This window comes from Exiguobacterium sp. K1 (assembly GCF_033721435.1).
GTDB lineage: Bacteria > Bacillota > Bacilli > Exiguobacteriales > Exiguobacteriaceae > Exiguobacterium_A > Exiguobacterium_A artemiae.
The window spans coordinates 823,309-835,775 of sequence record NZ_JAOTIT010000001.1; the positions used below are offsets into that span (position 1 = coordinate 823,309).

Sequence of the window (12,467 nt, forward strand, 5' to 3'; positions counted from 1 at the left end):
TACGACTAACATCGTTTACAATTTAAGTGAGGTGAAGGATATGAAGTCAAAAGTGAAGGAACTGCGCGCACGTCATGGATGGAATCAGACTGAACTGGCAAAACGTGCTAACATTTCCCGACAGACTGTCAGTTTGATTGAGCGAGGAGAATTCATGCCGTCGCTCCTGATTGCAGCTAAAATCGCCCGGGTCTTTGAAACAACGATCGAGGACATCTTTCAATTTAACGAGGAGGAGTTACTGTGAGTAAAAGTCTGAACCTGGTTTTACGGATGATTGTCGGCGGTACCATTGGATTTTTCTTGATGTACTGGGTATTAAGTAGTCCGCTTGAAGGGATTGCCTTTTCGGAGTACAGCTTGTGGGTCAATGGATTTTTACTTGTTGTTCTAATCGGATTACTTCTATTATCGTTCATTCGATACCGGAAAATTCATCGCCTTCTCAACCAACCGTTGACAGGAGACGCGGAAGATTTGGCCGATCAACAGATGTATCGTTGGTTCAGCGACGGCACACTGAGTTTAAATTTAGTACTTCCGCTTAGTCTTGCAGTGATCAGTGTGAATTTAGTACTCGATCAACAGCTTTCATTGGTCGTGACTGGCTTCGTCGTAATGGGTGTCGGACTGATTGGTTCGATCCGGTTTCAGGCGCTGGTCCAGCACATGTATCCGGAACGGAAGCTTCCGGACATCAGTGAAACGGATTATGCCATGAAACTCCTCGCGGCATCGGATGACGGGGAAAAACACGTCATGCTCGAAGGACTGTACAAAACACATTCTCTTGTTAATATGATGCTGATTGTTGGAATCATCTTGCTGCTCTTCTACTCACTGTCGACATCGAGCTCTCAGCTATTCAGCATTTTCGTCATTACCTCCATCTTGATGGTCAGTAACGCAAAATATTATCTGACGATTCGTAATCGTTAAGAACAGGAGAAATCAGCATGCTTCGAAGCATTATTGCCGGTATGTTCACCTCCGTTTTGATTTCCGGTGTTTTAACCTGCTGGTCCTCTACACCAATGTCGGAACGGGCAAGCCATACGATGTATTCATCAGCGAGCGGCATCTTTATCAAAATCAGCCGAGAATACTCCCCCTTCTAAACGTTCAGGGCGAAGCCCTAGTGCAAGTGGGAGATGAATCGTCTTCGGCCAAAGCGTAGGTGGAGGTAGTTCAAACGTTCTATTCGTTTCCCGTCATCTTCATTTCAGGAATCCTCGTTGATTGGCTGAAGAAACGATTTGTTTCATTCTTCCCTAAGCGCCGGAAGACAGTTCCTTTGTTGTATGGTGTGTCAGGCAGTACAATCGCCCTGGTTATTGTTTTACTAAATCATAACGGAGCCGTTCGGTTCAGTGAACTGTTGTTCTTGCTGCCTTTCCTGATGCTTTGCGGCGCATCAGCGATTCTGTATTTTTGGATTTCGCATAGGATTCTCAAAAAATCGTATAATAATCCTAAAAAATGACTCGCGGTTAAAACTACCGGAGTCATTTTTGACGTCCATCGAGCATCGTCTGTTTGAACTGAATGAGCATCATCCGTTGACCGTTCAGTTCGACTTCTACTGCTGTGTTCTCCTGTCGGAATCCGTTACCTGTCAGGACTTTTTGCGAAGCGATATTTCCGTCCGTCGTCTCCGCTTGAATTTCCTCAATATCAAGTTTCGTACATTGTTTGATTAGCAACCGGACGGCCTCTTTGGCAATCCCCTTACCCGTATGATTTTGTCCGATTCGGTACCCAAGTTCTGCCAGTTTCGTAGTTACATCCCGATCGACGAGATTGATCCGACCCATAATTTCTCCGCCTTCACCTTTGATCAGGTAAAAGAACGAAGTGCCATCTCGCTGTTCCTGTAAGAGTGACGCATGCCGTTGCTTAAAAATCTCAGGCAGGTAATAGTCTTCGCCTCGCGAAGGAATCGACTGTTCGAAATACAGACGGTTCTCGAGTTCAAATGCATATAACGCTTCTGCGTCCAGTGCCGTACAGGCTTCCAGCTGTATTTTCATACCACCCCTCCTAAAATTCCTAATTATCCCTTTCAAATTCCATATATTATCATTATAATCATATACGATACGTTTTATCAAAGCGTCTCCATTACAGTTCAAGTTAGGACATACCATGTTCATCAAACGAAATCATCATAATCTGGCTACCCATAATGTCCGTGTCTTTTATTTCATCACCTTGTTCGGCACGATCAACCTCCTTGATCCGGTCATCACCCTATTTTATTTTCAGCGCGGCTTGTCGGCATCTGACATTTTAATCATTCTCTTCATGTATTGTGCCGCCACATTAGTATCGGAAATCCCGACCGGGGCCTTTGCTGACCGCTTCGGACCAAAAACGTCGTTTTTAACCGGCAGCTTAATCAGTATTTTCTCAACCAGTCTGTCGCTGATTGCGGATGACCTTTGGTGGTTTTCGATTCAGGGGCTGCTCTGGGGACTATCCACGTCCTTCTTTTCCGGATCGGACGATGCTCTGATTTACGAATCATTAAAGGAAAGCGGACAGGAAAAGACGATGAGTCAGGTCATGGCGAAGATCTCGTCTGTCATGTTTTTCGTCACGATTTTTACCAGCCTGATCGGCGCCTACCTCGTCCGCGATTTAGCGGAAAGCCAGTTCCAATTTCTGATCCTCATTGGAATTCTCTTTAAAATCATCGAATTCTTGTTGATTTTCAGTCTGATCAATCCTAAATCGTTTGATCAGTTCCGGTACAACCCGTATACCCATGTCAAAAATGGTTGGCAGATCATCCGCCGATCACCGGATCTGATTAAAGTTTTTCTCAACTTCACGATTGTGTTGATTCCATCTGTCGTCATTTTCGGAAAGTTTGAGCAACCGTATGTGACGGGAGCCGGACTTCCAGTTGCATGGCTCGGTGTTTTGTACGCAAGCGCCGCTCTACTCAGCATGCTGATCACTCGTCATCTCGCGTGGCTTCTCCTCCCGTTTAAACGAACGACGCTGATGCAACTGTCCGGAATCGTGACACTGCTTGCCGTTACGCTGGCAAGTTTCCTGTTTGACAGTTTATGGATTGCCTTAGTGCTCTTTTTTGTCCTTCGAATGATCCGGTCGATCCGCCAGCCGCTCTATTCCGGCATAATCAACGAACACATCCCGTCCGGCAGCCGGGCGACGACACTCTCACTGCTCAATCTCGTCGATTCCGCGTTCGACTTAATCATTCTCGGAACAATGTCATTTGTCGCGACCCTCGGATTACAGGCCATCTTTATCGGTTGTGCTCTGATTATCGGAGTCGGTCTGTTGTTTCCGGTACGGGAAGCGAAACATGTACAGGAGCAAGAAGGGAGACATATCGTATGATTTACCGGAAAGTAATTTCGGCTTCGATCTCCGGCGCCATCTTTGCCATTTTGTTCGGTCTGTTCGTTCCGGATCCGACGAGCGCTCCTGCCAACTCGATTTGGCAGTATCTTTCAAGTGTTATAATCACCATCCCGTTCTACCTGATGTACAGTTTTCCGTTCATCCTGATTTACGGCGGGATGACGTCACTGCTCAGTGAGGTCATCAGCCGACGGATCACCAAACATCAAAAAGCTGAATTCATTGTATCGGGTGTATTGCATCTGGCATTCGGATCTGTTTTTTTCCTGATATTTAATCCTTACGCCGGTATCCTCAGCTTAGCTGCAGCACTCCTTTTTTTCGTGACAGATCGTTACTTACAAAACAAACGAGCTTCGTACCGGCTGACGCAAGCCTTGATGAGTCTTGAAATTCCGATTGGTGTTTGGATTTTGTTCATGGGAATCGTTTACCTTCAAAGCCTGGTAGCTGGAAACTGAACAAGAGCGGACGACCTGACACTCCAGGTCGTCCGCTCTTTTATTAAAAGTACGTATTAAATCCGATTTCCTCTTCCCGCAGAACACCATTTACATTTATGTATTCCGTGGTCAGATTTCCGTGCCGGAGTAACTTCTTTTTCTTTATAGCCGTTGCCAGCCGCATCAGATTTTTTTCTTCCGTCGGTAACCGGTCCTGTTGCAGTGTAATCGTAATGAATGGCGGGATTTTTGCTTTTTGATATTTGCTTGACGATGTCGGATCCAATTTCAACTGTTGGACATCGTCCTGATAATAGACGGCCCTGTACACCGTCCCTTTACCGAAGATGTTTTCAACAAGCGGACGAATCTGTTCCGTCAGTTCCTGTGACCACTTCTCAGACAAGTACGTATCCGTGACCTGCTTTGTCTGCTGATCGATGTAGACGAAAAATTCCGTATTGGTTTTTGGCTCCTGTAATTGTACGGCATAATCAAACTCAGAGTATTTCCCCGCGGCATCATAAAAGACACCTTGCAGTTCTGCCTGTTTAAAATACTTTGCGATGTATGATTTTGTCTCGCGCCCCACACGGTCGGCTTCCGGTTCGTCCGGTTCCATCGACTGGACATACAGGAAAACCACCAGACCGGACATCACGACCATGACGCCGAAAAGGCTCAGTACTTTTTTAGCAAAAGCATTCATGACACTCCTCCTTTTTTTCTTAATATTACCATTCTTTTTATTAAATTGACTAAATTCATCCATATTGCACTTTCGCATTTCGTTTCCTATCCCTACAATGAACATAACCGATTGATCTCTGAATTCTACTAATTGAAAGCGTGGTGGAGACATGCGCCGAATCATTTGGCTGATGCTGTTGAGTCTATTCATAGTAGGCATTTTATCCGGTTGTTCCGATCAGGCATACGTGATCGAAGAACTGAACGGCAATCAGCTTTCGCTCGGTCCGGACGACCAAAATCCGGAGGAACAGTATGCCTTGACCGAAGTCACACTGGACGGCGAGACAACAATTGACGGGCGGACGAATCAATTATCCGTTCTCCAAAAGGGGGATATTATCCGCTTTGCATACCGGAACGGTAAAAAACCGCTCGTCGCAACGATTGAGCGGGTGAAATAATTTAGAAAGAAGGTTGAACAGATGGAACTGTCCGGAAAACGGATTCTCGTCACCGGTGTCACCGGGACGCTTGGACTGCGCATCGCAAAACGATTATTGTCAGAGGCGCTTGAAGTCCGGGGATTGATACGACAGGCGGAGCGGTTCAACGAATTCGAATCACTCGGGATCACGCCGGTTTTTGGTGATTTGACCAATCAAACGTCACTTGAAAAAGCGATGGATCAGATTGACTGGGTCGTCCATTGCGCCGCCTATCTCGGTGATGATGAAAATCTTGCCCGCCAGTCGAATGTTGAAGGTGTCATTCATTTAGCAACGGTCGCGTTAAATACCGGAGCACGTGTCCTTCACATCTCGACGACATCCGTTTACGGGGAACCGGCAGATGGTCATTTGGCGGAGTCGTCGCCGCTCGCGGTTGAACATCCGGCACCCTATATCCAAACAAAAATCCGGTCGGAACAGATTCTAAACGATTACGCCGCCCGCGGCTTGGACGTCCGGATTCTCCGCCCCGGTGCCATTTGCGCCGAACAGGATTCCCACTGGGGCGACCGGCAAGTCAGACGGATGCAGGAAGCGGATTGCGTGACCTGGGTCCACCCGGACGATCTCGTCAACTGGGTCCATGCCGATAACATTGCCGAGATGGTTTTCCTCGTCCTGACACGTGGAAAACCAGGTGATGTGTTTCACGCCGTCGATACCAACATTCCGGAAACGGACTTCCGGATGCGGATGGTTGAAGCCTCCGGCAAACCGTATCAAATCCCTGATCGTGTCGCGGAACGTCCGACCTATGCAACAGACAAAATCAAGACACTCGGTTACGAACCGGTTCGATCGTTTGACGAGACAATAGAGCGGTTGCTCCAGTTGTTCTCACTGCAACCGAACGCCAAATAAAAGAGCTTCTTCTGCCTGACTAACGAAACGGAGGACTGAAATGAAAAAACAGTTGATTTTCATCCTGCTGAGCAGCATTTGTCTGACTGCCGGCTGTGCGCGGGAAACCGAAACGATCTCAACGACCGACATCATTGCGAAGGAAGCCCGCCAGGATCAATCAGCGGATTTGATTCGAGTCCAAGATCGTGTTTATAAACGGAGCGGCAAAGACATGACTATCGCGAAAAAAGATCTGGTTGCCATTACTACCGTCCAAAAACAGCTGTCCGGAAAAGAAGCGCTTGCCGACCGGACAGCAACTGACTGGCCGAAAGGAACCAAGTTGTACCAGTCAAAAAACTCGACGGGTGAACTGTATGTGTTTCAGGGGACTGTCGCGTATCGGTATAAAGCGATTACAGAGGGCTGAACCCGTTTCAGGACATCAGTCCGAACCTTACGATTTTGTTAGTTAAATCTCTTAAGGCTAGATGGTACACTAGCGGCATTATGAACAGCCATCCGCTAAGGGAGACTTCCTATGAAAGAAACCACGCCTACATCCACTTCTATTACGACCAATGAAAAAATCATCCGCTTGATCCAAGGATTGCACCAATTGCACATAGCTCCGATGAAAGCTGCCCACTATCAAAAGTTAGCCCGCTATTTACCGTATCCGTCTCTGACGGAAATCGAACGGCGATTCGGCTCCTGGACTCGTTTGCTCGAACAGGCGGGAATCATCCGGACTTCCGAACTATCGACTGAAAAACGGGCGGTGCTCGACCGCTCGAAAACCGATTCGGCAAACAGTGACCGCTGGAGTGTTGATGACAGCATCGCCTTTTATGTCAAAACATGCGGCTCCCGGATGACCATCCGGTCCTATTCCGAACTGAGGGCCAATTATCCGCAAATGATGAGTGCGAATACCATTATCCGCCATCACGGTACCTGGAAACAGGCGTTGGCTCATTTTCAGTTATCGTCAAGCGGCCTCTACTCAAATGAAGACTGCTTAAATGCCTTACGCGAAGCCTATGACGCGATTGGTCCGACTATCACGAGCCAGGAATATGTCCGGTACTCCCGGACACATCAAGCTCCTTCCTTAACGTTATTGATTGAACGCTTTTCCAGCTGGCGGGAAGCCCTGAGACTGCTCGAGGAGACACTGGACACAAAAGGTTGATCCCCGTCTGAGGATCAACCTTTTGTCATCTGTCAGATAATTCACCTGGACGTGCAGTAAAAACAATATGATCCTGACCTTCCTGACAATCGGTCAATGTAAAGACATATCCTTCGTTTTCAGCTTTCTTCTGCATGTTTCGACAGACTTCTTTTTCCCGGTCGTCGGCCTGGGAACCGTATTCGTCGCGCGATGAATCCAGTGAATAGACGAACTGTTTTCCGTCGTAGGTGATGTCTTCCAGAATTGCATCTCCTTCCGTCGTATAGTTCGTGATCCGAATTGTGTCTTTTTTATTCGCCTCCACCCGCTGTAAAAACGTTTCAAACTGGTCAACGTTCGCCCGTTCCGGTGTCGTGACGATATCGCCGTTTTTAATGGCTTCCTCTGACGGGTAATCGTTATTTGCACAACCGGCAAGCATCAGAATTCCAACTCCAAACAACAGATAGATTCGTTTTCTCATCCCCATCCCTCCTTCAGAGTGTCGTCGCAACGGTTTGTAAATCGTCAGCCGTCTCGGCAATCGATTCCGCGATATGGCGCATCCCTTCAATCGTTCCGGCAACCTGTTCCGTATCCTGCGACAGCGTAATGATCTGTTTCGAGACATCGACCGTTTGGCGGGAAATCGTCGTAAAGGCGGTGACGACGCGCGCCAGCTCCTCCGTCGTTTGCACGACCGATTGTTCTGTTCCGTTCATCCGCCGTGAGACTTGTCCCATTTTCGAGGTGATTTCCTGCGCGATGCTTGATGCTTCTGACGCGGAACGTTTACTTTCTTCCGCCAGTTTCCGGATTTCCTGGGCGACGACGGTAAAGCCACGTCCCATCTCGCCGGCCCGTGCGGCCTCGATCGAGGCGTTGAGACTCAACAGGTTCGTCTGATCGGAAATCGCCGTCACCATTCCGGCAATTCGTTCGATTTCTTGCGATAAAAAAGCAAGTTGCGTCATCTGTTCCGTCGTCTGCGTCATCTCGTTGACGACGTGCTCGAACCGTTTCGTTTCCGCCTCGACCAAATCGACGCCATCCTCTGCTTCTTTCGCGGCTTGGCTTAATTGCGTCGCAATCGTTCCCGTCGTCAACGAAACCTGTTGGGCATGTCGCTCCATTTCCTGAAAACTGGCGGACGATTGTTGACTCATCGCGGCCAGTTCCTCTGTCGACTTTTGAACGGTCTGTCCGACACGCTGTTTCGCATCCGTCACAGTCTGCCGCTCGGCATCGACCATCTCCTCATACATCGTCAAAACGATCTGTTGTTCGAGATTAAACAGTTTCCCGGCGGAGCGGACAATCCGGACCTGTTCCGACTCCGGTAACGTACTGTCCTCGATTTGCCGGCTCAAGACGTTTAATACCTTTTGGAACGCGGCGATGTACCACTTGTTTTGCAGGCCGATCCGGACATGCCGGTCGGCGATCCGTTTTCGGACGTTGATGTAGTCCGGTGTGACCTGTCCGTCAAACATTTGGAGGATATGCTTGGCGAGCGTTCCTTTTAACCGTTCAAGCGTCGAATGCCGTTCAATCAGTTGTTTCAGCTCCGGCACCCGGACCAACTCCGCATAAAACGCATCAACCATCTGCGGCATCCACTCCGCGACATCGTGACGGATCAAACGAACGATTTGTAAATCCTCGACCGTCAAATCAATCAGCTGGAGTTGTTGCGCAAATGCTGACCCCGCTTCTAAGCGAACATGTACCTGTTCTTGTTGCATCCGTTCTGAAAACGTCATCTCTTGTTGTTTTGCCCACCATTTCACACTATCGATCCCCTTTTTCAATCATCTCATCTTGTATAACGGCTCCATACTGCCAAAGATGAAGCATTTTCCTTTGAATTCCCAATATGGAAGACCTTTTTTCCAAAAGAGTTACAGATATGACCGAATATTCGAAAAAACAATCCGTCCGTGACGGATTGTCAGATCTTTTAGGATACGGTTCGTTGAAGAAGCCATTGATCGAGACGATGCAGTTGTGACGTAAACCCTTCTTTCATCCCCATCTCAAGGACTTGTTTTACCGCTTCCTCGGTCTTAAAGTCCGACCGGAACACTACCCGGGTCCGGTCACCGACGGCTTCGAACGTCGTCACGTTTTCACTGCCCGGCAATTCTTCGGAAATTGTTCCGGAAGCATCCGAAAAATAATCGGCGTGGGCGTAACTTTGCGGAGCATCAATTTGTCGGAAGATCGCTTTTCCCCACGACTCCATTCCGTAGAATTCCCCTTGCGCGGGATCCTTGCAGCGCATACAGTAATGCCAAATGCCGCCTTCGACGAAATCAAAGGTCGTGATTTCCGTTTGCCAGCCTTCCGGTCCCCACCAGGCTTCGAGATGCTCTTTTTCCGTAAATGCGGCAAATACCAGCTCACGTGGAGCGTTGAACGTCCATTCCATCTGTAAAATGGAACCGTCGACTTTCGTTTTTAATTTTTCCTGCATCTTCATTCACTCCTTTAGGTTGACTGTGTCCTGTATCTGTTCCAAATATCCTTCAAGTCGTGTCATCCGGCTGACCATCTGCTGTTCAAACGATTGGCTCCACGCAGTGAGACCTTGGAACGGCTCTGTTCGCAAATGATAAATCCGGCGGTTCGCGGCCGGTTCGATGCGAACGAGATCTGCTTCGAGCAAAACCTTTAGGTGTTTTGATGTCTGCGGTTGGTTAAGACCTAACTGTGCGGCAATCTCACCGACCGGCAACGGACCTGTCTTTAACAGTTCGACGATGTTCAGGCGATTGGTATCGGATAATGCAAATAACGTACGTGCAAGCCTCTCTGACATAATTTCCACCTCTTCTTATTTATATATACCCTTAAAGGAATATTCCAAACAAAGAATATATAAAATTGAGCGAAACAGTTGTCAGATGAAACGAACGTACAGTATCGTCAAAGCACACGCATGTAAAGAGAGAGTGAAGTCTGATGAAAACCGAATGGCTCGAAGCCTTTCACGTCACGGCGGAAACATCCAGCCTGACGAAAGCGAGCGAACTTTTGCATATGACGCAACCGGCGCTTAGCAAACAAATCAAAAATCTCGAACAGGCGGTCGGCGCTCCCCTGTTCACACGGACGACGAGCGGCGTCTCATTGACGCCGGCAGGAGAAATCGTCTTCAAAGACGGACAAAAAATTCTCGAACAGCTCGATGACATGCAACGAAAAATTGATCAGTTGCAGGGACAGACGTCGTTTACAATCGGTTCATGGCCGAGTGTCGCCATGTCTTACCTGCCGCAACACTTCGCCAACCATCCAACAGTGGGTGGTCCGGAACTGAAGATCAAGACGGCCCATACGTACATCGAACTGATGGCCGGTTTGGAGCAGCATCAGTACGATGCCGTATTGCTCGACGATCGGCAAATCGAGCATCCGTATCCGTCGACGCATCTGTATACGGAACCGTTTTTACTGTACTTCCATGAAGCCGATGAACGGTTCGAAGGCTGTGTCGATGTCCGGTTCGATCAAATCGAAGCCTCGTCGTTCCTGTCTTTGCCGATTGACTGTGACTCGACGAATATCCTGAAAGCCGCGTTTGCGGAACGCGGGGCGACCTATACCGTCGCCTCGGAAATGGAATTTGGTTCAAGCGTCCTTGGCTTCATCCGGGCAAAACTCGGGATCGCGATTTTACCGGCGATTTTTCAGGACGGACTGCCGCCGGAAATCCGGACGTTGCCGATCACAGGGTTTGATGTCACACGCGAACTATCGCTTGTGACACGTAGTACGGAACACCATCAGACGTTACTCCGTTTGATTGGTCATCCCCGCAACCGTTGATCCAGTCGGTTCCGCAAAGCATCGATCTCGGAACGGTCGAGCATCTGATCGTCGATTTCGCCGTAACGGACCATATGATAGAGCGTCGGATCAATCGTCAACTTAATCCGGTCGAGCCAGTCCTTAACCGTTTCTTCCGGTCGGCGTTTTGATCCGTCCGGCAGCTGCCGGTCAAAGGAAGCAATCAATTGACGGACTTCGGAAACGGAGTCCGTTTGCTGTCGTTGTCGCTCCGGAGGCCAGTCAAGCGGTGCTATCTTCGGACGTAAGATTTGCGAATCCCCCTCTTCCGTCGGTTCATGCAACTGTTTACGCCGACGGTATCCGAGTAACCGGCGGAACACAAACACAGATAAGAAGGCTGTGACCAGTGCTCCGACCGGCAGCAGCATATCCGGCAAGAACAAGGAGGCACCTTTGATCATTGGACCTTTCGGGAACGGTTTTGCTCCAAATTTCGGCCCCTTCATTGCTTTGCGCGGCTTAATTTTGTAATGGAAGGTATAATCTGCCGGTTTATAAATATAAGTCGTGTAGACATAACGTTCAAAAGCAACCAGCGATGCGGCCATTACCAAAACGGATAGAATCATCAGTCCGAGCTTCCGTTTCATGTCGCCCCTCCTTTTTTACCAAATAATAACATATCGTTATCAGTCCATCAGCATTTTTCTTTCTTTTCAGTCAATTTGAGCGTACAGTAAAATTACACTGTCAGAATAGGATGTGATCATATGTACTTACCTTCGTTTCAACTGGATCAGAAAACCGTTCTTGTGACCGGTGCCGGTCGCGGCATCGGCCGTGCCCTGGCGATCGGAATGGCGGAAGCTGGCGCGGATGTCTTACTGGTCGCCCGGACGGAATCCGATTTACAGGAAACCGCAAAACAAATCGAACAGCTTGGACGACGGGCCTTTGTTTTGACGTGCGACGTCACCGACCGGACGCAGGTCCAGGCGACAGTCGACCGTGCCTATACATATGTCGACCGGATCGATGTGCTCGTCAACAACGCCGGAATGAACATCCGCTCGAAAGCACTGGATGTCACCGAGGACGAGTGGGAAACAATCCAGCAGACGAACTTAAAGTCTGCCTTCCTATTCTCACAGGAAATCGGTCGCCGGATGCAGGACACGGGCGGCAGTATCCTGAACATTGCTTCTGTTGCGGGACATGTCGCCTTACGGACCGGTGTCGTTTATGCGACGACGAAAGCCGCCTTGATTCAGATGACAAAAGTCCTCGCGCTTGAATGGGGTCCGAAAAATATCCGCGTCAATGCGATCGGACCGTGGTATTTCAAGACACCGCTGACGGAACCGTTGCTCGCCGATCCCGCTTATTTGCAGGACATCGTTGACGTGACACCGCTCGGCCGGGTCGGTGAACTGACGGAACTCGTTGGACCGGCTGTGTTCCTTGCGTCGGACGCCGGAACGTACGTCACCGGACAGACGCTGTTCGTTGACGGCGGGATGACGATTAAAGGATTTTAACGTGAGACGAAAAGGACTTCCGATTTTAATCGAAAGTCCCTTTTTCTGTCGTGTCCTATTTTTAAAGTGAGGT

18 protein-coding genes are annotated in these 12,467 nt (G+C 48.8%); 11 read left to right on the forward strand and 7 right to left on the reverse strand.

Going from position 1 to position 12,467, the window contains the following annotated elements; translation table 11 throughout:
* The first annotated feature begins 40 nt into the window (after window positions 1-40).
* From N7U64_RS04215 to N7U64_RS04225, 3 genes are read left to right on the forward strand one after another with little or no spacing between them, the layout of a single operon-like run.
* The gene (locus N7U64_RS04215; protein WP_131504147.1) at window positions 41-247 is read left to right on the forward strand and encodes a helix-turn-helix transcriptional regulator; all 207 of its coding nucleotides are present in this window, start codon (window positions 41-43) and stop codon (window positions 245-247) included.
* Entirely contained in the window at window positions 244-939 is a 696-nt protein-coding gene (locus N7U64_RS04220; RefSeq protein WP_318928623.1) for a DUF3169 family protein, read from the forward strand. Before N7U64_RS04215 ends, N7U64_RS04220 begins: the two co-directional genes overlap by 4 nt.
* A gap of 17 nt (window positions 940-956) precedes the next feature.
* The gene (locus N7U64_RS04225) at window positions 957-1,118 is read left to right on the forward strand and encodes a hypothetical protein (protein ID WP_214764819.1); all 162 of its coding nucleotides are present in this window, start codon (window positions 957-959) and stop codon (window positions 1,116-1,118) included.
* A 387-nt stretch (window positions 1,119-1,505) separates the two neighbouring features.
* Here the strand turns inward: N7U64_RS04225 and N7U64_RS04230 are convergent, their stop codons facing one another.
* Entirely contained in the window at window positions 1,506-2,030 is a 525-nt protein-coding gene (locus tag N7U64_RS04230) for a GNAT family N-acetyltransferase (protein WP_318928624.1), read from the reverse strand.
* Between the two features lie 115 nt (window positions 2,031-2,145).
* Between N7U64_RS04230 and N7U64_RS04235 the strand changes: the two genes are divergently transcribed.
* Window positions 2,146-3,372, forward strand: a complete 1,227-nt coding sequence (locus tag N7U64_RS04235; protein WP_318928625.1) for an MFS transporter — start codon at window positions 2,146-2,148, stop codon at window positions 3,370-3,372.
* Entirely contained in the window at window positions 3,369-3,857 is a 489-nt protein-coding gene (locus tag N7U64_RS04240) for a hypothetical protein (RefSeq protein ID WP_318928626.1), read from the forward strand. Before N7U64_RS04235 ends, N7U64_RS04240 begins: the two co-directional genes overlap by 4 nt.
* A gap of 43 nt (window positions 3,858-3,900) precedes the next feature.
* Here N7U64_RS04240 and N7U64_RS04245 read toward each other — a convergent pair whose 3' ends face one another.
* Complete coding sequence (locus tag N7U64_RS04245) at window positions 3,901-4,548, reverse strand: hypothetical protein (RefSeq protein ID WP_318928627.1); 648 nt, start codon at window positions 4,546-4,548, stop codon at window positions 3,901-3,903.
* Window positions 4,549-4,699: 151 nt separating this feature from the next.
* On the opposite strand from N7U64_RS04245, the gene N7U64_RS04250 reads away from it, so the two are divergent.
* The 4 genes from N7U64_RS04250 (at window position 4,700) to N7U64_RS04265 (ending at window position 7,079) form a co-directional block, all read left to right on the forward strand.
* Window positions 4,700-4,993, forward strand: a complete 294-nt coding sequence (locus N7U64_RS04250; protein WP_012370361.1) for a hypothetical protein — start codon at window positions 4,700-4,702, stop codon at window positions 4,991-4,993.
* A gap of 21 nt (window positions 4,994-5,014) precedes the next feature.
* Window positions 5,015-5,902 (forward strand): NAD-dependent epimerase/dehydratase family protein, encoded by an 888-nt coding sequence (locus N7U64_RS04255; protein ID WP_318928628.1) that lies wholly within the window; start codon window positions 5,015-5,017, stop codon window positions 5,900-5,902.
* 40 nt (window positions 5,903-5,942) lie between these two features.
* Window positions 5,943-6,314, forward strand: a complete 372-nt coding sequence (locus N7U64_RS04260; protein ID WP_318928629.1) for a hypothetical protein — start codon at window positions 5,943-5,945, stop codon at window positions 6,312-6,314.
* Window positions 6,315-6,425: 111 nt separating this feature from the next.
* Complete coding sequence (locus N7U64_RS04265) at window positions 6,426-7,079, forward strand: homing endonuclease associated repeat-containing protein (RefSeq protein WP_318928630.1); 654 nt, start codon at window positions 6,426-6,428, stop codon at window positions 7,077-7,079.
* 25 nt (window positions 7,080-7,104) lie between these two features.
* Here the strand turns inward: N7U64_RS04265 and N7U64_RS04270 are convergent, their stop codons facing one another.
* The 4 genes from N7U64_RS04270 to N7U64_RS04285 all read right to left on the reverse strand — a co-directional run bounded on the left by N7U64_RS04270 (window position 7,105) and on the right by N7U64_RS04285 (window position 9,882).
* A complete protein-coding gene (locus N7U64_RS04270; protein WP_318928631.1) occupies window positions 7,105-7,545 on the reverse strand; it encodes a DUF4362 domain-containing protein in 441 nt (146 codons plus the stop codon).
* Between the two features lie 13 nt (window positions 7,546-7,558).
* Window positions 7,559-8,851: a globin-coupled sensor protein gene (locus N7U64_RS04275; RefSeq protein WP_012370356.1), complete on the reverse strand. Its 1,293-nt coding sequence runs from the start codon at window positions 8,849-8,851 to the stop codon at window positions 7,559-7,561.
* Window positions 8,852-9,021: 170 nt separating this feature from the next.
* Window positions 9,022-9,537, reverse strand: coding sequence for an SRPBCC family protein (locus tag N7U64_RS04280; protein ID WP_318928632.1), 516 nt, complete (start codon window positions 9,535-9,537; stop codon window positions 9,022-9,024).
* A 6-nt stretch (window positions 9,538-9,543) separates the two neighbouring features.
* Window positions 9,544-9,882 carry an ArsR/SmtB family transcription factor gene (locus N7U64_RS04285; RefSeq protein WP_012370355.1) on the reverse strand — a complete coding sequence of 113 codons (339 nt, stop codon included), beginning with the start codon at window positions 9,880-9,882 and terminating at the stop codon, window positions 9,544-9,546.
* Between the two features lie 143 nt (window positions 9,883-10,025).
* Here N7U64_RS04285 and N7U64_RS04290 point away from each other — a divergent pair, with 143 nt between their 5' ends.
* The gene (locus tag N7U64_RS04290; RefSeq protein ID WP_318928633.1) at window positions 10,026-10,892 is read left to right on the forward strand and encodes a LysR family transcriptional regulator; all 867 of its coding nucleotides are present in this window, start codon (window positions 10,026-10,028) and stop codon (window positions 10,890-10,892) included.
* Here the strand turns inward: N7U64_RS04290 and N7U64_RS04295 are convergent.
* Window positions 10,874-11,506 (reverse strand): hypothetical protein, encoded by a 633-nt coding sequence (locus N7U64_RS04295; protein WP_318928634.1) that lies wholly within the window; start codon window positions 11,504-11,506, stop codon window positions 10,874-10,876. The two genes, N7U64_RS04290 and N7U64_RS04295, sit on opposite strands and share 19 nt — an antisense overlap.
* A gap of 120 nt (window positions 11,507-11,626) precedes the next feature.
* On the opposite strand from N7U64_RS04295, the gene N7U64_RS04300 reads away from it, so the two are divergent.
* Window positions 11,627-12,394, forward strand: coding sequence for an SDR family NAD(P)-dependent oxidoreductase (locus tag N7U64_RS04300; protein ID WP_012370352.1), 768 nt, complete (start codon window positions 11,627-11,629; stop codon window positions 12,392-12,394).
* The last annotated feature ends 73 nt before the right edge of the window (window positions 12,395-12,467 follow it).